General features: G+C 71.6%; 16 protein-coding genes and 1 pseudogene. 13 read left to right on the plus strand and 4 right to left on the minus strand.

Annotated elements, in window-relative coordinates:
- Positions 1 to 65 precede the first annotated feature (65 nt).
- Entirely contained in the window at positions 66 to 2,405 is a 2,340-nt protein-coding gene (locus AB0K02_RS13105; protein WP_365992469.1) for a SulP family inorganic anion transporter, read from the minus strand.
- A 296-nt stretch (positions 2,406 to 2,701) separates the two neighbouring features.
- On the opposite strand from AB0K02_RS13105, the gene AB0K02_RS13110 reads away from it, so the two are divergent.
- Complete coding sequence (locus tag AB0K02_RS13110; RefSeq protein WP_365992470.1) at positions 2,702 to 3,979, plus strand: hypothetical protein; 1,278 nt, start codon at positions 2,702 to 2,704, stop codon at positions 3,977 to 3,979.
- A 54-nt stretch (positions 3,980 to 4,033) separates the two neighbouring features.
- Here AB0K02_RS13110 and AB0K02_RS13115 read toward each other — a convergent pair whose 3' ends face one another.
- Positions 4,034 to 5,020, minus strand: a complete 987-nt coding sequence (locus tag AB0K02_RS13115) for an ATP-binding protein (protein WP_365992471.1) — start codon at positions 5,018 to 5,020, stop codon at positions 4,034 to 4,036.
- A 102-nt stretch (positions 5,021 to 5,122) separates the two neighbouring features.
- On the opposite strand from AB0K02_RS13115, the gene AB0K02_RS13120 reads away from it, so the two are divergent.
- Positions 5,123 to 5,953 carry an oxidoreductase gene (locus AB0K02_RS13120; RefSeq protein ID WP_365992472.1) on the plus strand — a complete coding sequence of 277 codons (831 nt, stop codon included), beginning with the start codon at positions 5,123 to 5,125 and terminating at the stop codon, positions 5,951 to 5,953.
- Between the two features lie 335 nt (positions 5,954 to 6,288).
- Here the strand turns inward: AB0K02_RS13120 and AB0K02_RS13125 are convergent, their stop codons facing one another.
- A complete protein-coding gene (locus AB0K02_RS13125) occupies positions 6,289 to 7,179 on the minus strand; it encodes an HAD-IB family hydrolase (protein ID WP_365992473.1) in 891 nt (296 codons plus the stop codon).
- Positions 7,180 to 7,653: 474 nt separating this feature from the next.
- On the opposite strand from AB0K02_RS13125, the gene ssd reads away from it, so the two are divergent.
- The 7 genes and pseudogenes from ssd to AB0K02_RS13160 all read left to right on the plus strand — a co-directional run.
- Positions 7,654 to 8,757, plus strand: a complete 1,104-nt coding sequence (ssd, locus tag AB0K02_RS13130; RefSeq protein WP_365992474.1) for a septum site-determining protein Ssd — start codon at positions 7,654 to 7,656, stop codon at positions 8,755 to 8,757.
- Positions 8,754 to 9,902 carry a TadA family conjugal transfer-associated ATPase gene (locus tag AB0K02_RS13135; RefSeq protein WP_365992475.1) on the plus strand — a complete coding sequence of 383 codons (1,149 nt, stop codon included), beginning with the start codon at positions 8,754 to 8,756 and terminating at the stop codon, positions 9,900 to 9,902. The genes ssd and AB0K02_RS13135 overlap by 4 nt, the downstream gene beginning before the upstream one ends.
- A 14-nt stretch (positions 9,903 to 9,916) precedes the next feature.
- Entirely contained in the window at positions 9,917 to 10,750 is an 834-nt protein-coding gene (locus AB0K02_RS13140) for a type II secretion system F family protein (protein WP_365992596.1), read from the plus strand.
- On the plus strand, positions 10,747 to 11,541 hold the full coding sequence (locus AB0K02_RS13145; RefSeq protein WP_365992476.1) for a type II secretion system F family protein: 795 nt from the start codon (positions 10,747 to 10,749) through the stop codon (positions 11,539 to 11,541). The genes AB0K02_RS13140 and AB0K02_RS13145 overlap by 4 nt, the downstream gene beginning before the upstream one ends.
- 52 nt (positions 11,542 to 11,593) lie before the next feature.
- Positions 11,594 to 11,848 carry a DUF4244 domain-containing protein gene (locus tag AB0K02_RS13150; RefSeq protein WP_365992477.1) on the plus strand — a complete coding sequence of 85 codons (255 nt, stop codon included), beginning with the start codon at positions 11,594 to 11,596 and terminating at the stop codon, positions 11,846 to 11,848.
- Positions 11,835 to 12,338 carry a TadE family type IV pilus minor pilin gene (locus AB0K02_RS13155; protein ID WP_365992478.1) on the plus strand — a complete coding sequence of 168 codons (504 nt, stop codon included), beginning with the start codon at positions 11,835 to 11,837 and terminating at the stop codon, positions 12,336 to 12,338. The genes AB0K02_RS13150 and AB0K02_RS13155 overlap by 14 nt, the downstream gene beginning before the upstream one ends.
- A pseudogene (locus tag AB0K02_RS13160) lies at positions 12,335 to 12,658 on the plus strand (Rv3654c family TadE-like protein); the annotation flags it as partial. The gene AB0K02_RS13155 and the pseudogene AB0K02_RS13160, both read left to right, overlap by 4 nt.
- A 127-nt stretch (positions 12,659 to 12,785) precedes the next feature.
- Here the strand turns inward: AB0K02_RS13160 and AB0K02_RS13165 are convergent.
- The gene (locus tag AB0K02_RS13165; protein ID WP_365992479.1) at positions 12,786 to 15,428 is read right to left on the minus strand and encodes a DEAD/DEAH box helicase; all 2,643 of its coding nucleotides are present in this window, start codon (positions 15,426 to 15,428) and stop codon (positions 12,786 to 12,788) included.
- A gap of 79 nt (positions 15,429 to 15,507) precedes the next feature.
- On the opposite strand from AB0K02_RS13165, the gene AB0K02_RS13170 reads away from it, so the two are divergent.
- From AB0K02_RS13170 to AB0K02_RS13185, 4 genes are all read left to right on the plus strand, one after another.
- Complete coding sequence (locus AB0K02_RS13170) at positions 15,508 to 15,870, plus strand: STAS domain-containing protein (RefSeq protein ID WP_365992480.1); 363 nt, start codon at positions 15,508 to 15,510, stop codon at positions 15,868 to 15,870.
- Positions 15,871 to 15,963: 93 nt separating this feature from the next.
- On the plus strand, positions 15,964 to 16,386 hold the full coding sequence (locus AB0K02_RS13175; RefSeq protein WP_365992481.1) for an ATP-binding protein: 423 nt from the start codon (positions 15,964 to 15,966) through the stop codon (positions 16,384 to 16,386).
- 444 nt (positions 16,387 to 16,830) lie between these two features.
- Positions 16,831 to 19,239, plus strand: coding sequence for a sodium-translocating pyrophosphatase (locus tag AB0K02_RS13180; RefSeq protein ID WP_365992482.1), 2,409 nt, complete (start codon positions 16,831 to 16,833; stop codon positions 19,237 to 19,239).
- A 189-nt stretch (positions 19,240 to 19,428) separates the two neighbouring features.
- On the plus strand, positions 19,429 to 20,016 hold the full coding sequence (locus AB0K02_RS13185; protein WP_365992483.1) for a small secreted protein: 588 nt from the start codon (positions 19,429 to 19,431) through the stop codon (positions 20,014 to 20,016).
- Positions 20,017 to 20,076: the final 60 nt, after the last annotated feature.

A 20,076-nucleotide genomic window follows, 5' to 3' on the forward strand; every position in this document is an offset into this window, starting at 1 on the left:
AGCCGTGTGATGTGCGCTCGGTCACGAGGCGTGCACTCCTGTCCCGAGTCCACAGGTGCATGTGATCAGACGCGGGCCTTCTCCAGCACGGACGGGGTGGGAGCGACCCGGTCGAATACCTGATCGACATCCAGGTCGGTGGCGCTCGTGAGCAGGTACGCCTGGGCCTCGCCGACATGGAAGTACATGCCGTGCAGTTGCAACCTGCCCTCGGCGAGCCGGCGGGCGACCGACTCATGGGCCCGCAGATGCTCCAGCTGCTGCACCACATTGGTCAGGCACAGCTGCTCCACGGCGTCCGCGGGCATCCGCCCCGAGATCCTCGCCGGCACATGCCGACGGCTGCGCATGCGCTCCAGGCTGGGCATACCGTGCCGCAGCCAGCGGCGCAGCGGCGTCGGCGTGCCCTCGGGCGGGCTGTTCAACAGGGCCTGCATCGCCCCGCAGCCCGAGTGGCCGCAGACCGTGATGGACTCCACCCCCAGCACGTCCACCGCGTACTCGATGGCGGCCGCGACCGAGTCGTCGCCGCTCTCCTCGCCGGGCAGCGGAACCAGATTTCCCACATTGCGCACGGTGAACAGGTCACCGGGGCCGCTCGCCGTGATCATGCTGGTGACCAGCCGGGAGTCGGCGCAGGTGAGGAACAGCTGGGACGGCTTCTGGCCCTCACGGGCGAGGCGCGCCAGCTCGTCGCGGACCAGGGGGGCGGTGTTGCGCTGGAACGCGCTCAGCCCGGTGGCCAGTTGGTGGGGCTCGGCCGGCTGTGGGGGCCCGCCGCAGTGGTGGTTGCGCCAGGGCGTCCAGGGGCGGCAGCAGCCGTGCGTCTCGTGCACGGGCTCGCTGATCCGCGCCCCCGACCGGCCCGTGAACTCCACGGTGCCGCCTTGCGCACTGTGCGACGTCTGCCAGTCGTGCAGCGCCTCGTACGCCGCGTGGTCCATGAACGAGCCGTCCAGCTCGACCACGCAGTCGACGCCGTGCGGCACCTGTCCGAGGACACGGCTCAGCCGGGGAACGGCCAGGAACGTCAACTGCCCGCGTACACGCACACGGTGGACGCCGCCTTCCTCCTCCATGGTGATCCGGGTTCTGGTGAGCCGGTGCAGCGCGACGGTGACGGCGACCGCGATCCCGATCAGCACGCCTTCGAGTACGCCGGTCAGGACGACAGCGCTCACGGTTGCCGCGTAGACCAGGATCTCGCGGTTGCGCTTGACGCTGCGCAGGTGCGTGATGTTGACCATCTGCACGCCGACCACCATGACCAGCGCGGCGAGCGTGGCCAGCGGGATCAGGTCGAGGACGGGCACGAGCAGCAGCGCGGCCACAGCGATCCACAGCCCGTGGAGCATGGTGGAGTGGCGGCTGACCGCTCCTGCGGAGACGTTCGCCGAGCTGCGGACCGCGACGCCGGTGATGGGCAGTCCGCCGAGCGCGCCGGACACGACGTTGGCCGCGCCCTGACCGGCGAGCTCGCGGTCGAGGTCCGCGCGGGGGATGCGCACGTCCGGCTGCTTGCGGGCGGCGGCGAGCCTGTCGATGGCGACGGCCGACAGCAGTGACTCCACGCTGGCGACGAGCGTGATGGTGAGGACGGCGGCGATCAGCCCGAGCACGGGCCCCTCGGGAAGTTCGGGGAGCGCGTGCGAGCGCCAGGAGGGCAGGTCGACACGCGGCTGGTGGAGCTGCGCGAACGTCGCGAGCGCGGTCGCGGCGGCGACGGCTGCCAAGGCCGCCGGAACAGTCCGCACGATCCGTCCCGTTCGCCCCGGGATACGCGGCCACGCCAGCAGGACGGCGACGGTCAGGACGCTGACGGACAGTGCGGCCGGGTGCAGACGCGCCAACTGCTCCGGCAGCGCGCCCACGTTGGCGATGGCAGAGCTCTGCGGGGTGCCCCCGAGGACGATGTGCAGCTGCGCCAGGGCGATGGTGACGCCGATGCCGGCCAGCATCCCGTGGACGATCGCGGGGCTGACGGCGAGGGCGGAGCGGGCCACCCGCAGGGCGGCGAGGCCGAGCTGACACAGGCCGGCGAGGACCGTGATGGCGCAGGTCGTGCGCCACCCGTATCGCTGGATCAACTCGGCGGTGACGACGGTCAGTCCGGCGGCAGGGCCGCTGACCTGGAGCGGGGATCCGCCGAACCGGCCCGCGACGACGCCGCCCACGGCGGCGGCGACGAGGCCGGCCTGGAGCGGCGCCCCGGTGGCGAGCGCGATGCCGAGGGAGAGCGGCAGGGCGATCAGGAAGACGCAGACGGACGCGGACAGGTCGGCGCCCGCGATGCGGAAGCGCCTGCGCGGTCCGGTGGGTGGCGGGCTGTGCGGGCTCTGGGAGCGGGCGGCCGGGGACGTCGGCGGGTGATCGACATCGTCGGTGCGGGTGGGGACGCAGGACATTCCCGTCTCCTCCAAGGTGGCGCGGTCGCGGAACGGTGGGGGCGCGGCCGTGGGGCACGGCATGCAGCGGCGGGATGCTCGAATCGCACGAGCGCTCAACGTTAAGTAAATGGATCGTAATGCAGAGTAAAGACTCAGGCATGATTTTCTGGGCAAATGGGGCAATCAATCACCTGATGCAGTGATTAATCATTTCATCGCGGCCTGTCGGGCCGCCCTCCCCATCGCTGGCGAGCGACCGTGTCGGCTCCATCGCAGTCAGATAGTCGTATCGCCATACGAAAGAGGGTGGGTGGATGCCGGCCGTCACGAAGAAGGCCGCCGCCGTCGGTGCGGTCGCCACGGCACTGATCGCAGGACTCGCCGGCTGCTCGGGCAGCGGTGCGGGGGGCTCGGGCGGCGCGGGCACCGAGCACGGTGCCCCGGCTCAGAAGAAGGGCGGAGTCCGCCTCATCGGCGACGGCTCCACCGCCTTCACCGGTCCCCAGCCGGGTCTGCTCACGCCTCGACGGCTCAAGCCCGGTGAGAAACCCCCGCAGTTCGTGGTGTTCTCATGGGACGGCGCCGGCGAGGACAGCCAAAAGCTCTTCTCCCGCTTCCGCAAGGTCGGCAAGAAGTACGACGCGACGATGACGTACTTCCTCAGCGGCGTCTATCTCCTCCCCGAGAAGAAGCGGCACCTGTACGACCCTCCCCAGCACGCCGTCGGCCGCTCCGACATCGGCTTCAACGACATCCGGGGAATCAAGGACACCGTGCGGGAGCTGCGCGGCGCCTGGCAGGACGGCAACGAGGTGGGCACCCACTTCAACGGGCACTTCTGCGGCAAGGACAGGGGGGTGGGCTCCTGGTCCGTCGAGGAGTGGAAGAGCGAGATCCGCCAGGCCAAGTCCTTCGTGAAGAACTGGAGGACGAACGCCGGCCTCGCCTCGGCCGAGCCGCTCCCCTTCGACTACGACAAGGAACTCATCGGGGCCCGCACCCCGTGCCTGGAAGGCCGCGACAACTTCCTGCGGGCGGCGCGCGACCTGGGCTTCCGCTACGACGCCAGCGGGATCAGTGAACAGGTCTGGCCCAAGAAGGAACTGGGCCTGTGGGACCTCTCCCTCCAGATGGTCCCCGTCCCCGGCCGCGCCTTCGAGACGCTGTCGATGGACTACAACTTCATGGTCAATCAGTCGGGCACGTCCAGGGGCAAAGCGGCGATGCACACGTACTGGGGCAACCAGATGCGCGACGGCCTGCTGCGGGCATTCGACCGGGCCTACAAGGGCAACCGCGCGCCGCTCATCATCGGCAACCACTTCGAGTCCTGGAACGGCGGAACGTACATGAAGGCGATCGAGCAGACGATCGCCACGGTGTGCGTGAAGAGCGAGGTGAAGTGCGTGTCGTTCCGCCAGCTGGCCGACTGGCTGGACGCCCAGGACCCGCTGGTTCTCGAGAAGCTGCGGCAGCTGGAGGTCGGTGAGGCGCCCAAGGGCGGGTGGTCCTCCTTCCTCTCGAAGCCGCCGGTGGCCCCAGCCGGTCCGCGCGCCGAGCGGGACGCCGGGAAACGCGCGTCGCAGCGCTGAACGCGGCATGACGCGGGGCGGTCCGGGCCGGCCGGGCCGCCCTCGTCGCGCGGATCAGCCCGGCTGCGGCACCGGCGCGTGCTCGCCGAGCACGAACGCGGGGTCCACCTGGGCGGCCAGGTCCGCCCCTGTCTTCGCGTTGCCCCAGCTCTCCGCGTTCTTCAGGTGGAAGTGCACCATCTGACGGGTGTAGCGCTCCCAGTCCCGGTGCGCGTACGAGTCCTCGACCGCGTCCTGCAGGGTCTGCAGCGCCGTCCGATTGGCGGCCTCCAGCAGCTCGAACCGAGGAGGCCGGCCCTTCTCCATCGCCCGGACCCAGTCCGAGTGGCCCACGGTGACGAGCAGGTCGTCGCCCACCTCGTCGCGCAGGAACTCCAGGTCGTCCGGGCCCTGCACCTTGTTGCCCACGACCTTCAACGACACCCCGAAGTCCCGGGCGTACTCCTTGTACTGGCGATAGACCGACACCCCCTTGCGGGTCGGCTCGGCCACCAGGAAGGTCATGTCGAACCGGGTGAACATGCCGGAGGCGAAGGAGTCCGAGCCCGCGGTCATGTCGACCACGACGTACTCCCGGGGCCCGTCCACCAGATGGTTGAGGCACAGCTCGACCGCGCCGACCTTGGAGTGGTAGCAGGCGACGCCGAGGTCGGACTCGGTGAACGGCCCCGTCGCCATGAGCCGGATCTCGCCGTCGTCGAGCCGTACGGTGCGGGCGCACGTCTCGTACACCGGGTTGTCCTCGACGACCCGCAGCAGCCGGGAGCCCTCGCCGGGCGGGGTGGTTTTGATCACCGTCTCGGCCGAGGTGATCCTCGGGTTGGTGCCGCGAAGGTACTCCTTGATCAGCGGTAGGTGCGCGCCCATCGCCGGCAGGGCGGCGGCCGCCGCGTCGTCGAGACCGAGCGCGGCCCCCAGGTGCTGGTTGATGTCGGCGTCCACCGCGATGACAGGGGCTTCGGCGGCGGCCAGGTGGCGGATGAAGAGCGAGGACAGAGTCGTCTTGCCGCTGCCGCCCTTCCCTACGAAAGCGATCTTCATGTTCACCTAGGGTAGTGCCGTGAGGGCGGACCGTTGGCGACGGGCGTGAAGAAGACCACTCAAAGGTGGGGCGCGGGCCGGGGGCGCGTAGCCTCGCTACCTATGAGTACGAACGCCTCGCCGGCCGACCCTCTCGCCACCCTCGGCACGCTGCCGGGCGTCGCCGACTCCGTGGACTCCGTACGCAAAGCCGTCGACCGGGTCTACGGGCACCGGGTCATGCGGCGGCGCAGCAACGAGATCACGTCGGAGGCCGCGCTCCGGGGCGCCCGCGCCTCCGCCGCCCTGTCCGGCGCCGACTGGGCGCTGGAGGAGGTGCGCAGGCGCACCGACTTCGGCAGTGAGCCCGAGGCGCGCACCGTGGGTGCGGCGCTGCGGCTGACGGCGGAGGCGGGCCAGCTGCTCTCGATCTGGCGGCAGTCGCCCCTGCGGGTGCTGGCCAGACTGCATCTGGTGGCGGCGAGCGGCAGCGACGCAGCCGAGGCGGTGGGCAGGCCGCGCCTGTCCGGCGAGCCGGTCGACGAGCCGCTGATCGAGGCGCCGCTGCCCGGTGCGGCCGAGGTGGCCGGGCGTCTGGACGGGCTCGCTGAGCTGATCATCACGGGCAGTTCGGCACCTGCCCTGGTGACGGCGGCGGTGGTGCACGGCGAGCTGCTCGCGCTGCGCCCCTTCGTTTCCCGCAACGGTCTGGTCGCGCGGGCCGCCGAGCGGATTGTGCTCATCGGCAGCGGCCTCGACCCGAAGTCGATCTGTCCGGCCGAGGTCGGACACGCCGAACAGGGACGCGCGGCCTACATCGCGGCCTTCGAGGGCTACCTGTCGGGGACGCCGGAGGGCATGGCGGCCTGGATCGCCCATTGCGGACGGGCCGTGGAGCTGGGCGTCAGGGAGTCGACGGCGGTGTGCGAAGCGCTGCAGCGCGGTGCGGCCTGAGGGGGACGCCCCTGCGGGCGAAAGGCCCGAATTCCTGCCGAAAAGGGTTGCGGCGGTACCAATTGGTACCGCCGCTGGCATGTCCACCCAGTTACCATGCGTCCTCGAATGTTGCCCATCAGGTCGGGAACTTTGCCCGTCACCTGGTGCGGCTGGCCCGTAATCGACGGGTCGACGTCGCGTGGGTGCTCGGCTTCCATGCTTCGGTCCGTGGGGCCTTCTCTGCGTTTAAAGGTGATCCTTTCGGATGTCCTCGGTCTCGCGGGCCGTTGCATCCTTTGTACTACCGCAGGCCGGGAAGGGAAAGGCCTGCGCAGACTTCTTTACTTTTAGGTTCAAATACGGGCGAAGCGGGTGACGGCTGGGGTCGTCGCACGGGCCGCGCGCGCCGCTCCCCGGCGGCGGTTGGCGTACCAGACGAGCCCGGCGGTCGCGGCCGCCGCACCGACCGCCGCGGCGGCCATCAGCGCCGGACGGGGCGGTATCGAGAAGGCCGGCAGCCGCTGCTTCAGCCGCACCGGCTTGTTGAAGACGAGAACCGGCCAGCCCCGTACCGCCGCCTCGCGGCGCAGTGCGCGGTCCGGATTCACGGCATAGGCGTGGCCCACCGCCGAGAGCATCGGGATGTCGGTCGCCGAGTCGCTGTACGCGTAGCAGCGGTCCAGGTCGTAGCCCTCCGACGCGGCGAGCTCCCGGACGGCCTCTGCCTTCGTCGGCCCGTACGCGTAGTACTCCACCTCGCCGGTGAAGCAGCCGTCGTCGCCGACGACCATGCGGGTGGCCACGACGCGGTCCGCGCCGAGCAGCTCGCCGATGGGCTCCACCACCTCGGCGCCGGACGTGGACACGATGACCACGTCCCGGCCGGCCATGTGGTGCTCCTCGATGAGGGAGGCGGCCTCGTCGTAGATGATCGGGTCGATGAGATCGTGCAGCGTCTCGGCGACGATCTCCCGGACCTGCTGCACGTTCCAGCCCTTGCAGAGCGCGGACAGGTACTCGCGCATCCGCTCCATCTGGTCGTGATCGGCGCCGCCCGCGAGAAACACGAACTGGGTATAGGCGGTGCGCAGCGCGGCACGCCGACTGATCAGCCCGCCTTGGTAGAAGGACTTGCTGAAGGTCAGCGTCGAGGACTTCGCAATGACCGTCTTGTCCAGATCAAAGAAGGCGGCTGTGCGCGGCAAGGAGTGGTTTTCCACGGGGTGAGCATATGTGCCCGCCATTCGGCGTACGCTGGGCGCGTGGGTTTGCCTGAGAAGGCTCTCGGGTACACCATGGAAGTCACGGATCGTTCGCGACCGTGCTAACCCGGTCCGGCTCCTCCCCCCCCGAGTCGGCCGGAGAGACGACCCCCGCTCTCCCCCCCGGCGGGGGTCGTCGCATGTCCGGGCGGCTTTCTCCTTCATCTTCGCGGCCGTGGTCGCCTGCTGCCCGCCTCTGTGGCGCTGGACAGACATGGAAGACGCACCCTCGGATTCATCACTGAGGGTAGTTGCGGCGCTGCGCTCCGGGAACTTTCCGCGGGTCACCGGTTCGGGCTACGGAGATATTCACAACTGGCCGGTTGTCCACAGTTTTTCGGCAAGATCCACACGGTTTTTCGGCGAGCTGCACCGTGATTCCAGCCGCGAAGTTCGCGGGCCGAAGGAATCACGGATCTCGCCGTGTGCGAGATCGCCGGGAGAGGGGTGGAGATCGTGGCCGGATCCATCACATCGGAGCGTCCCCGCACGGCGGAGGAGCGCCGCGGTGGGCCTCTGATCGTCACGGAGGACGTGGAGCTGCTCGACGACCTGCTGCGGCTGTGCGCGGCGGCGGGGGCCGAGCCGGACGTCCACCACACGGTCCCCGATCGCAAGGGTGTCTGGGAGGGCGCGCCGCTGGTCCTCGTCGGGGACGACGCGGCCGAGCGGTGCCGCGGGGCCACCCGCAGGCAAGGGGTGCTGCTCGTGGGCCGCGATCAGGACGACCCGGACGTCTGGCGGCGGGCCGTGGAGATCGGTGCCGACAGTGTTCTTCGCCTGCCCGACGGGGAGGGCTGGCTCGTCGACCGGATCGCCGACGTCGCCGAGGGCGTCGGACGGCAGGCCCTGACGGTCGGAGTCATCGGCGGGCGGGGCGGCGCGGGGGCGTCGACGCTGGCCTGCGCCCTCGCCGTGACGGCCGCTCGCGCCGGCCGGCGCACCATGCTCGTCGACGGGGACCCACTGGGCGGTGGCTTGGACGTTCTGCTCGGCGGCGAGCAGACGGAGGGCAGACGATGGCCCGATTTCGCCGCCTCGAAGGGCCGCGTCGCCGGCGGTGCACTGGAGGAGTCGTTGCCGGAGCTGCACGCGCTGCGGGTGCTCAGCTGGGACCGCGGCGACTGCGTCGTCGTCCCGCCCGAGGCGATGAGGTCGGTGCTCGCGGCGGCGCGCCGCCGGGGCGGGGTGGTCGTCGTCGACCTGCCGCGCCGCGTCGACGAGGGCGTGGCCGAGGCACTCGCCCAGCTCGACCTGGGCCTGCTCGTGGTCCCCGGTGAGCTCCGCGCGGTCGCCGCCGCGAACCGGGTCGCCTCGGTGGTGGGCATGGTCCTCTCGGACCTGCGCGTGGTCGTCCGCGGCCCGTACGCCTCCGGGCTGGACGATCAGTGGGTGGCGTCCGCGCTCGGCCTGCCGCTCGCGGGTGAACTTCCCGTGGAAGCAGGACTGTCGGCGGACCAGGACGGCGGAGCGCCGCCCGGAGCGAGCGGACGAGGGCCGCTGGCCAGGTTCTGCGCGGCGTTCTGGGAGAGGGCGCTCGCCGGGGAGACGGTCTCATGAGCACCGGGCTGCTGGAGGCCGTGCGGCAGCGGCTGGCGGAGAGCGGCGCCGAGCCGACACCGGCGAGGGTCGCGGCAGCTCTGCGTGCCCAGGGGCGCCTGCTCGGGGACGCCGAAGTGCTGGGCGGTACGGAGAAGTTACGGGGCGAGCTGGTGGGCACCGGACCGTTGGAGCCCCTGCTGTCCGACCCGTCCGTCACCGATGTGCTGGTCTCCGCGCCGGATCGGGTGTGGGTGGACCGGGGCAGGGGGCTGGAGCTCACGGAGGTCACGTTCCCGGACGCGGCGTCCGTGCGCAGGCTGGCGCAGCGGCTCGCGGCGGTGGCGGAGCGCAGGCTCGACGACGCCCGGCCCTGGGTGGACGCCCGGCTGCCGGACGGGACACGGATGCACGCCGTCATTCCCCCGGTGGCCGTCGGCTCGACGTGCCTGTCGCTGCGAGTGGTGCGGCCGCGGGCGTTCTCGGTGCGGGAGCTGGTCGTGGCGGGGACGGTTCCGCCGGGCGGGGACCGTGTGCTGCGGGCGCTCGTCGCGGCCCGGCTCTCCTTCCTGATCAGCGGCGGGACCGGTTCGGGGAAAACGACCCTGCTGAGCAGTCTGCTCGGACTGGTGGGGGAGCGGGAGCGCATCGTGCTCGCCGAGGACTCGGCCGAGCTGAGGCCCGACCATCCCCACGTGGTGCGGCTCGAATCGCGCACCGCCAACCAGGAGGGCGCGGGACGGGTCACCTTGCGCGACCTGGTCCGCCAGGCACTGAGGATGCGGCCCGACCGGCTGGTCGTCGGAGAGGTCCGGGGCGCCGAGGTCACGGAATTGCTGGCCGCGCTCAACACCGGTCACGAAGGGGGCTGCGGCACCGTGCACGCGAACGCGGCGGCGGACGTGCCCGCACGACTGGAGGCGCTGGGGACCGCGGCGGGCCTCGACCGGGCGGCACTGCACAGCCAGTTGGCCGCGGCCCTTTCCGTCGTCGTCCATCTCGCACGGGACGCGGACGGCCGGCGGCGCATCGCGGAGGTGCACGTGCTGGAGCGGGATGCGGCCGGGCTGGTGGTGACGGTTCCGGCGCTGAGGTGGGGCGCGGAGGCATTCGCGCGCGAGGAGGGCTGGCCGCGGCTTCGCGCCCTGATCGGGGAGGCGCTGTGAGGGTCACCGAGTCGATGTGCGCCGCGGCGGTCTGCGCCGGGGCCGCCGCCTGGCTGATCACGGGCCACGGCCAAGGACCGCGCCGGGCGCGGCTGCTTCTGGCGGGCGGGGGTGCCGTCGCGGAACCGCCGTGGTGGGCGTGGGAGCGCCTGCTGCCGGTGGTGCGGCTGCACAGGGAGTGGCTGTGCCTGCCGGTGGCGCTCCTGGTCGCCGTACTCGGGAAGTCCGTCCTGCCCCTCCTCGCGGGAGCGGCGGCGGTGCCGTTGGTACGGCGGCGGCTGCGGGGCCGGGAGCAGAGGAGGGAAGAGGACCGCACGGCCGAGAGGGTGGTCGCGCTCTGCGGAGCGGTCGCGGGAGAACTGCGGGCGGGCCTCCAGCCGGGGCAGGCCCTGTTGTTCGGCGCCCGGTCCACCAGGGCGCTCGGCCAGGAGGAGGCCGCCGTCCTGGCTGCGGCACGGTTCGGCGGTGATGTGGCCGGGGCGCTGAAGGCGGCTGCTCGGCAGCCCGGCGCGGCGGGGCTGGCCGGATTCGCCGCCTGTTGGCGGGTCGCCGTGGACAGCGGTGCGGGGCTGGCGGCCGGTCTGGACCGGCTGGAGGCTGTGCTGCGTGCGGAGCGGGACCAACGGGAGGACCTGGCCGCGCACTTGGCGGGCGCATGGTCGACCGTCGTGCTCCTCGCGCTGCTGCCTGTCGCCGGGCTGGGCATGGGCTGGGCGCTCGGCGCGGACCCGTTGGGCGTGCTGCTCCACACGCCGGGCGGTCTCGCATGCCTGGCCGCCGGAGGGCTGTTGGAGGCGGCCGGATTGTTCTGGGCCGGGCGGATCGTGCGGGCGGGTGAGGGGACATGAGCCCGGACGCCCTCCACAGGCTGGGGGCGGTGCTGGCCGGCCTGGCGGCGGTGAGCTGTGTCGGGTCGCTGATCGCGGCGCACCGCCGTGGCAGGGCGGCGCGTGGACGGATCGAGGCCCTGCTCTCCGTCGAGCGGGAACAGCGCCGCAGCAGAGCACAGTTGGCGGCGCGGGCGAGGACGTGGGCGGCGCCGTTCGGCGCGGCGGCCCTGTGTTACGTCCTGATCGGCGGTGCGGCCGGCGCCGCTGTGGGGATCGCCGCGGCACTCGGCGTACGGCACCGGCTCCGGCGTCGGGAGCGTGCCGCGGCGGTGGTGGCCGACAGGGAGGGAGCCGATGGCGGACAGGAGGCGGCACGCCAACTGCCGCTCGCCGCGGACCTTCTGGCCGCCTGTATCTCGGCCGGCGCGGGGCCGCGTGAGGCGGCGGAGGCCGTGGGCGAGTCGCTGGGCGGTCAGCTCGGCGAGCGACTCGCCAGGGCCGCGGCCGAGCTGAGGCTCGGTGGCGAGCCGGCACACGCCTGGGGCTGGTTCGGCGCGACAGCGGGTGCCGGACCGCTGGCCCGCTGCCTGGAGCGCGCCGACCTGACGGGCGCACCGGCTGCGGAGCAGGTGACGCGGCTGGCGGAGAGGCTCCGGGCGGACCGCGCCCGTGAGGTGGCGGCACGCGGTCGGAAGGCACAGGTGCTGATCACGGCACCCGTGGGCCTGTGTTTCCTGCCCGCCTTTCTCGCCGTCGGCGTCGCACCGGTGGTGATCGGGCTGGCCGGCCAACTGCTGGCCACCGACTGACCGCACCGATTTCTCATCCGTACAAGAGCACTACGAGACCAGGGGGTCCAGCATGTGGAAGACGTTGTGGCACCGGCTGTGCGAGAGCAGGGCTGACGGAGGCGGGCCGCTCGGCGGCCGGCTCGGCGGACTGCGCCGCCGGCTGGCAGGGCTGCGGACGGACAAGGGCATGACCACGTCCGAGTACGCGGTGGGGACGATCGCCGCCTGCGGCTTCGCGGCCGTTCTGTACAAGGTCGTCACGAGTGACGCGGTGTCGAAGGGGCTCCAGGCGCTGATCGGCAAGGCTCTCGATGCCCAGTTCTGAGAAGCCGGGCGCGCCTCCCGACGGGCGAGGCGACCGGGGGTCGGTGACCGCCGAGGCGGCAGTGGCGGTTCCCGCGCTGGTCCTGTTCGCCATGGCCCTGGTCTGGGCGCTGATGGCCGCGTCCGCGCAGATCCAGTGCGTGGACGCGGCACGGGCCGGGGCACGGGCGGCTGCCAGGTCGGAGCCGCGTGCGGCGGCGCTTGCAGCCGCACGCTCCGCGGCTCCTTCCGGCGCACGGGTCACCCTGTCCAGGGCAGGCGATCTGTGGCGGGTACGGGTGCAGGCGGACACGCCCGGACCCGGTGCGCTGGGGCTGACGCTGAGCGCGGAGGCGGCGGCCCTGGCCGAGGACACGGTGGGGCAGGGCACGGACGACGCCTCGGGAGGCGGCGCCGCAGCCGTCCGGCCCGACGGGGCAGGGGTGAGCGCGGTGCGTGCTCCGGCCTTGGCCGGTGCCGCCGTGCCGGGCCGTGCGGCGGTGGCGCCATGAAGCGCGACCGGGGCTCGGCCACCGTCTGGGTGGCGTCCGCCACCACGGTGCTGTGTGCGGTCTTCGCGCTGGTGCTGGCGATGGGACAGGTGGTCGTGGCACGGCATCGGGCCGGCGGGGCTGCCGACTTGGCGGCCCTGGCCGCGGCCGATCGTGCCCTGAGCGGCCCGGACGCGGCGTGCGCCGAGGCGGCCGAGGTAGCCCGTGCGCAGGGGGCGGAGGTCACGAGGTGCGTGGTGCGGGGCGAGATCGCCGACGTGAGCGCCCGCTCCCGCTTCGGGCCGTACGCACACGAGGTCCGGTCGAGGGCGGGGCCGCCCGAGGGGGTGGCCGACGGAGAGACCCGTGCGACGCGGAGCCGGCCGCCCGCGCCGTCCCGTCGCCGGGCCCCACCGCTCCTTACGACGGGTCGCGGGGCGGCCCCTCCGCCACCGGCCCGGTCGTTTCCTACGAAGGCCGTCCCTCCGGCCCGCCCTCCGGGGCCTTCGCCGGTCCGTACGCCGGCGGGCCGAAAGGTCCGTCCGCAGGCTCGCCCACCGAGTCACCCACCGGTTGGGACGCCTGCTCCTGCGCCGGCTCTCCCGCGGTCTCCTGACCAGCCGCGTCCCGGGGCTCGCCCAGGGGCCACTCTCCCGGCGCCTGGGCCGGAGCGCCCCGGAGCAGTTCGGTGAGCAGGCGGACCGCGCCGCGCTTGTGCAGCGGGTCGTTGCCGTTGCCGCACTTGGGGGACTGGATGCACGAGGGGCAGCCGGCCTCGCACTCGCAGGAGGCGATGGCCTCGCGCGTCGCGGTGAGCCACTCGCGCGCCGTGTGGAAGGCACGCTCGGCGAAGCCCGCGCCCCCCGGATGCCCGTCGTACACGAAGACCGTGGGGAGCAGGGTGTCGGGATGGAGCGGGACGGACACACCGCCGATGTCCCAGCGGTCGCAGGTGGCGAACAGCGGCAGCATGCCGATGGAGGCGTGCTCGGCGGCGTGGAGGGCTCCGCCGAGCTGTTCCACACCCACCCGTGCGGCGTCGAGCTGGTCCTCGGTGACCGTCCACCACACGGCCCGGGTGCGCAGGGTGCGGGGCGGGAGGTCGAGCTTCGACTCGCCGAGCACCTCGCCGGTGATGAGCCGGCGGCGCAGGAAGGAGACGACCTGGTTGGTGACCTCGACGGAGCCGTAGCACAGACGCCCGTCCCCCCACGCGACCTCGATGTCGGTGTCGAGCACGGAGATGGAGGTGGTGTCGCGTGCGGTGGTCGAGTACGGCGGATTGGCCTCCTCGACCAGGGCGACCGAGTCCTCCAGATCGAGCTGTTCGACCACGTAGGTGCGGCCCTGGTGCAGGTGGACGGCGCCGTCGTGGACGGCCGTGTGGGCGGCCGCCTCGTCGACGGTGCCGAGCAGGCGGCCGCTGGAGGCCTCGACGATCTGGACGGGACGCCCGCCGCCGCCGCGGATGTCGGTGAGATCGGCGGCCCGCTCCCGGCGCGTCCAGTGCCAGCCGGACGCGCGCCGGCGCAGCAGTCGCGCCGCCTCCAGCTGGGGCATGAGCTCGGCGGTGGCGGGCCCGAAGAGCTTCAGGTCGGCTTCGGTGAGCGGGAGTTCGGCCGCGGCGGCACACAGGTGCGGAGCGAGGACGTAGGGATTGTCCGGGTCCAGGACGGTGGACTCGACCGGCCGCCGGAACAGCGCCTCGGGGTGGTGGACGAGATAGGTGTCCAGCGGGTCGTCGCGGGCGACGAGGACGGCCAGGGCGCCCTGGCCCGAGCGTCCGGCGCGGCCGGCCTGCTGCCACAGGGAGGCACGGGTGCCCGGGTATCCGGCGATGACGACCGCGTCGAGTCCGGAGACGTCGACGCCGAGCTCGAGTGCGGTGGTGGCGGCGAGGCCCAGGAGGTCGCCGGAGTGCAGCGCGCGTTCGAGGGCGCGGCGTTCCTCGGGGAGGTAACCGCCCCGGTAGGCGGCGACGCGCTGCGGCAGCGAGCGGTCGACCTCGGCGAGGCGCTCTTTGGCGATCACGGAGATGAGCTCGGCGCCCCGGCGGGAGCGGACGAAGGCGACGCTGCGCACGCCCTGCACGGTCAGGTCGGTCAGCAGGTCGGCGGTCTCGGCGGTCGCGGTACGGCGGACCGGCGCGCCCTTCTCGCCGTGGAGTTCGGTCAGCGGCGGCTCCCACAGGGCGAAGACGAGTTCGCCGCGGGGTGAGGCGTCGTCGGCGACCTCCCGGACGGGCAGGCCGGTGAGACGGCCGGCGGCGACGGCCGGGGCCGCGGCGGTGGCCGACGCGAGCAGGAAGACGGGGTGTGCCCCGTAGCGGGCGCACAGGCGGCGCAGGCGGCGCAGCACCTGGGCGACGTGGGAGCCGAAGACGCCCCGGTAGGTGTGGCACTCGTCGATCACGACGTAGCGCAGGGAGCGGAGGAAGGAGGACCAGCGCGGGTGGGACGGGAGTATCCCGAGGTGCAGCATGTCCGGGTTGGTGAGGACGTAATTGGCGTACTGCCGCACCCACTCGCGTTCCTCGACGGGCGTGTCCCCGTCGTAGACGGCGGGGCGCACGCGGTTGCCGAGGGGCGCGGCGAGCTCCCGGACGGCGCGGAGCTGGTCGGCGGCGAGGGCCTTGGTGGGGGCCAGGTACAGGGCGGTGGTGCCGCGGCCGTTCGGGGCCTCGGCGCCGTCGAGGAGGGTGCTCAGGACGGGGGCGAGATACGCCAGGGACTTGCCCGAGGCAGTGCCGGTCGCGATGACCACGGACTCGCCGTCCAGGGCGTGCTCGGCGGCGGCCGCCTGGTGGACCCAGGGGTGGTCGATGCCGGCCTCCTGGACGGCGGCGATCACTTCCGCGCGGATGCGGTCGGGCCAGACGGCATGCCTGCCCGGTCGCGGGGGCAAGTGCTCCGTATGAGTGATGCGCGCAGCCCGGTTCGCCCCCGTGGTGAGCCGGTCGAGGACCGCACCGGGGGAGGGGCGGGTTTCCCCGCTCTCGGGTGGTCGTCTGGGACGGTGATTCTTGGCCATCGGCACCGAGTGTGTCACTGGCGTGACGGACAATGGTCCCAAGGCGTCGTGCATGGCTGCTGGTAAGTGATTGAATGCCATCGCGGCTGGCGACTGTCCTCCGGCTCCGTCGGGGAGACCTGAGAGGGCGGCCGCTCGATAGCAAGGTGCTGGAGGATCCGTGGACCTGTCCCTGTCGACTCGCAATGTGTCCGGCCCTGGTGGCGACCGCACGGTCGTCGAGGTCGGTGGCGAGATTGATGTGTATGATGTGTATACCGCGCCCAAGCTGCGCGAGCAGTTGGTCGAGTTGGTGAACGACGGCAGTTACCACCTGGTCGTCGACATGGAGGGCGTGGATTTTCTCGACTCCACCGGCCTCGGCGTGCTCGTCGGCGGCCTGAAGCGCGTGCGCGCGCACGAGGGCTCCCTGCGCCTGGTGTGCAACCAGGAGCGCATTCTCAAGATCTTCCGGATCACTGGTCTGACCAAGGTGTTCCCGATCCACACCACGGTCGACGAAGCCGTCGCGGCGACCGACTGACAGTCGGCCGGAGACCGCCGGAAGCAGTGAGGGGCACCGGGCATCCAGCCCGGGCCCCTGAGAGGCACGCCCGTATGTCCGAGGGGGATCTGCATGGCCACCGTTGAGCTCCGCTTCAGCGCTCAGCCCGAGCACGTCAGGACGGCCCGGCTGGTCGCCGCTGCCGTGGCACGCAGGGCCGGGGTCGACGAGGCGGTGCTGGACGAGGTCCGCCTCGCCGTCGGCGAGGCGTGCAGCCGCGCGGTCGGACTGCACCGCAGCCACGGCCTCACGGCGCCCGTGCGGGTCGTGCTCTCCGAGGAGGAGAAGACCTTCTCGATCGAGGTCGGGGACGAGGTTTCCGGCTCGGGCGGCGGTGCGGGCGGGCATGCAGCCGATGAGGAAGCCGAGGGCGAGGACGAGATGGGCCTCGCGGTGATCAGCGGCCTCGTGGACGACATGGAGGTCTCGTCCTCCGAGGACGGCGGCGTGATCCGGATGCGCTGGCCCGCGGCACCGCCTCCGGCGGCCACCTGACCCGTCGGGCCGGCTGTCCTTCCACCCCGTCCCTCCGCCCCTTTCTCCGTCGGCCAGGGCTCGCCATGACCCGTTCGGCCCATCGCGGGCCGACAGATTCGACGAGCCTGCCCGGGCACCGGGAGGCCGTCATGACGGACCGGCCAGATTCGCCGGGCGGTGCCCTGCGCATGCTTGACCGCCGTCCGGGTGATCGATCTTCCGATTCCCCTCTCATTGTTTCGCGAAAGAGGCCCTGCTGAGCAGGGCCTCTTTCGTATTTTCTAGATCATCGATCAAGGGTCAATGCTTTTGCCCCATTACCTCTTTCGGGCACGTTTTCAGAACGCGATCATTTGCTGAGTAGCCGGTGAAGGTCAATTGCATTTGCCGCACCCTGTTTTGATCAGGTTCCGCTACCTACAATCCGTCCACATCTTGAGCTCTGAACGTCAAGGAGGACGAATGGCGGGGCTCTTCAACCCACAAATGACCGATCATCCCACTTCCTACGCTGCCGCGGTGCTCACGGACGACAACCGGATGATCGTCGTGGTCATCGCAGCTGTCGCACTGGTGGCCCTGGTCGTCGCCCAATTGCTCGTGCGCCAGGTCCTCGCCGCGGGCGAGGGCACCGATTCCATGAAGAAGATCGCGGCGGCGGTGCAGGAAGGCGCGAATGCCTATCTCGCACGGCAGCTGCGCACCCTCGGCGTCTTCGCCGTGGTGGTGTTCTTCCTGCTCATGCTTCTTCCTGCGGACGACTGGTCGCAGCGTGCGGGGCGTTCCGTGTTCTTCCTGGTGGGCGCGATCTTCTCGGCGGCCACCGGATACATCGGCATGCGTCTCGCGGTGCGGGCCAATGTCCGGGTGGCGGCGGCCGCGCGGGAAGCGACACCGCAGGAAGGAGAACCGGAAAAGGATCTGACGGCAGTCGCGCACAAGGCCATGAAGATCGCGTTCCGTACGGGTGGCGTGGTCGGCATGTTCACGGTGGGCCTCGGGCTCCTCGGTGCCTCCTGCGTCGTGCTCGTCTATGCGGCCGACGCGCCCAAGGTGCTCGAGGGCTTCGGCCTCGGCGCCGCGCTGATCGCCATGTTCATGCGTGTCGGCGGCGGCATCTTCACCAAGGCGGCCGACGTCGGCGCCGACCTCGTCGGCAAGGTCGAGCAGGGCATTCCCGAGGACGACCCCCGCAACGCCGCGACCATCGCCGACAACGTGGGCGACAACGTCGGGGACTGCGCCGGCATGGCGGCCGACCTTTTCGAGTCGTACGCCGTCACGCTCGTCGCGGCCCTCATTCTCGGCTCGGCGGCCTTCGGCGACGCCGGGCTCGCCTTCCCGCTGATTGTCCCGGCGATCGGCGTGGTCACCGCGATGATCGGCATCTTCGCGGTCGCCCCGCGGCGCGCCGACCGCAGCGGGATGACCGCCATCAACCGGGGGTTCTTCATCTCCGCGGTGATCTCGATCGTCCTGGTGGCCATCGCGGTGTTCGTCTACCTGCCCTCTTCGTACGCGGAGTTGGACGGTGTCGGGGACGCCGCTGTCCGGGCGCACGAGGGTGACCCGCGTGTCCTGGCGCTCGTCGCCGTCGCCATCGGCATCGTGCTGGCGGCCCTGATCCAGCAGCTGACGGGCTACTTCACCGAGACGAACCGGCGTCCGGTCCGGGACATCGGCAAGTCGTCGCTGACCGGCCCCGCCACCGTCGTCCTGGCCGGTATCTCGATCGGCCTCGAATCAGCGGTCTACACAGCGCTGTTGATCGGCCTCGGCGTCTACGGCGCGTTCCTGCTCGGCGGCACGTCGATCATGCTCGCCCTCTTCGCCGTGGCTCTCGCCGGAACCGGCCTGCTCACCACGGTCGGCGTCATCGTCGCCATGGACACCTTCGGACCGGTCTCCGACAACGCCCAGGGCATCGCGGAGATGTCGGGCGACGTCACCGGCGCGGGCGCGCAGGTCCTGACCGACCTGGACGCCGTCGGCAACACCACCAAGGCCATCACCAAGGGCATCGCCATCGCCACGGCCGTGCTCGCCGCTGCCGCTCTCTTCGGCTCGTACCGTGACGCCATCGGGACCGCGGCCAGGGACGTCGGCGAGAGGCTCGGCGACGGCGCCCCGATGAACCTGGTGATGGACATCTCCCAGCCCAACAACCTGGTGGGTCTGGTCCTGGGCGCCGCGGTCGTCTTCCTCTTCTCCGGGCTGGCGATCAACGCCGTGTCCCGCTCTGCGGGAGCCGTGGTCTACGAAGTGCGGCGGCAGTTCCGCGAGCACCCCGGGATCATGGACTACTCGGAGAAGCCGGAGTACGGGCGCGTCGTCGACATCTGCACCAAGGACGCGCTGCGGGAACTGGCCACGCCCGGTCTGCTCGCGGTGATGACGCCGATCGCGGTCGGCTTCTCGCTCGGGGTCGGCGCGCTCGGCGCGTTCCTCGCGGGGGCGATCGGCACCGGAACGCTGATGGCCGTGTTCCTCGCCAACTCCGGTGGTGCGTGGGACAACGCCAAGAAGCTCGTCGAGGACGGCCACCACGGCGGCAAGGGCAGCGAGGCCCATGCGGCGACGGTGATCGGCGACACGGTCGGTGACCCCTTCAAGGACACGGCCGGTCCGGCGATCAACCCCCTGCTGAAGGTGATGAACCTGGTGGCGCTGCTGATCGCGCCGGCGGTCGTCCAGTTCAGCTTCGGGGACGACTCCAGCGCCGGCGTGCGCGCGCTGGTCGCGGCGATCGCCATGGTGGTCATCGTGGGAGCCGTCTACATCTCCAAGCGGCGCGGTATCGCGGTGGGCGGCGACGGGGACGGCCGGACCGAGCGCAGCGCGAAGTCGGCCGATCCCGCGGCGGTGTCCTGACCTCGCACCAACACATGGGCGGGCGCTGCGTACTGACGTGGCGTCCGCCCATTCGCGCGTGTGGGTGAGTCTTGTCTCCCTTGGTGCAAATGGCTGCAAAAGGTGATGAGCAGGGCGTACGACATGCGTTTGTCGCCCACTTGGCGTGTATGTTCCGGGGCCGAGAGAGCCTTGGAAGGGACCAATCCGGTGAACAAGAAGCTTGCGGCCGCACTGTCCGGCGGTGCGGTACTGGTACTGGCGCTGTCGGGATGCGGGGACGACAGCGAGGAGAAGGTGAACAACTGGGCCAAGAAGGTCTGTGACCAGGCCCAGCCGCAGATCCAGAAGAGAGCCGACGCCCAGCAGGCCATCATCTCGACGGCCGCGGACGGCAAGCCCGCCGACATCCAGGCCGCCGACTCCAAGGCTTTCGCGGACATCGCCGCAGCGGACAAGGCACTTGCCAAGGCCGTCAGGGACGCCGGTGTCCCGCCGGTCGAGAACGGCGAGAAGCTCCGCACCGACGCAGTGAACGAGCTGGAGGCAACCGCCAAGGAGTACCTGGCGCTCAAGCAGAAGGTCGACGCCCTCGACGCCAAGGACCAGCAGAAGTTCGCCGACGGCCTGCAGGAGGTCGCGGACGGTCTGAAGAAGATCGAGCGCATGGACCAGCAGGCGCTGGCCAGGCTCCAGGCCGGCGAGTTGGGCCGGGCCATGGCGAAGCAGCCGGGCTGCCAGAGGGCGAAGACGTCGAGCCCCGCCCCGGGCGCCTCCGCGTCGCCCAGCAAGGCATGACCGGGGCTCCCGCGCAGGGCAACAAGGCTGTGTGAGGCCCCACTCGGCCCGCGGCCGGCG

The organism is Streptomyces sp. NPDC049597 (assembly GCF_040675505.1).
Classification (GTDB): Bacteria; Actinomycetota; Actinomycetes; order Streptomycetales; family Streptomycetaceae; genus Streptomyces.

Excerpts from the sequence above, each read along its gene's own strand:
- AB0K02_RS13105 (WP_365992469.1), bottom strand. The coding sequence starts at position 2,405 with ATGTCCTGCGTCCCCACCCGCACCGACGATGTCGATCACCCGCCGACG.
- AB0K02_RS13110 (WP_365992470.1), top strand. The coding sequence starts at position 2,702 with ATGCCGGCCGTCACGAAGAAGGCCGCCGCCGTCGGTGCGGTCGCCACG.
- AB0K02_RS13115 (WP_365992471.1), bottom strand. The coding sequence starts at position 5,020 with ATGAAGATCGCTTTCGTAGGGAAGGGCGGCAGCGGCAAGACGACTCTG.
- AB0K02_RS13120 (WP_365992472.1), top strand. The coding sequence starts at position 5,123 with ATGAGTACGAACGCCTCGCCGGCCGACCCTCTCGCCACCCTCGGCACG.
- AB0K02_RS13125 (WP_365992473.1), bottom strand. The coding sequence starts at position 7,179 with ATGGCGGGCACATATGCTCACCCCGTGGAAAACCACTCCTTGCCGCGC.
- AB0K02_RS13135 (WP_365992475.1), top strand. The coding sequence starts at position 8,754 with ATGAGCACCGGGCTGCTGGAGGCCGTGCGGCAGCGGCTGGCGGAGAGC.
- AB0K02_RS13140 (WP_365992596.1), top strand. The coding sequence starts at position 9,917 with ATGTGCGCCGCGGCGGTCTGCGCCGGGGCCGCCGCCTGGCTGATCACG.
- AB0K02_RS13145 (WP_365992476.1), top strand. The coding sequence starts at position 10,747 with ATGAGCCCGGACGCCCTCCACAGGCTGGGGGCGGTGCTGGCCGGCCTG.
- AB0K02_RS13150 (WP_365992477.1), top strand. The coding sequence starts at position 11,594 with ATGTGGAAGACGTTGTGGCACCGGCTGTGCGAGAGCAGGGCTGACGGA.
- AB0K02_RS13155 (WP_365992478.1), top strand. The coding sequence starts at position 11,835 with ATGCCCAGTTCTGAGAAGCCGGGCGCGCCTCCCGACGGGCGAGGCGAC.
- AB0K02_RS13165 (WP_365992479.1), bottom strand. The coding sequence starts at position 15,428 with ATGGCATTCAATCACTTACCAGCAGCCATGCACGACGCCTTGGGACCA.
- AB0K02_RS13175 (WP_365992481.1), top strand. The coding sequence starts at position 15,964 with ATGGCCACCGTTGAGCTCCGCTTCAGCGCTCAGCCCGAGCACGTCAGG.
- AB0K02_RS13180 (WP_365992482.1), top strand. The coding sequence starts at position 16,831 with ATGGCGGGGCTCTTCAACCCACAAATGACCGATCATCCCACTTCCTAC.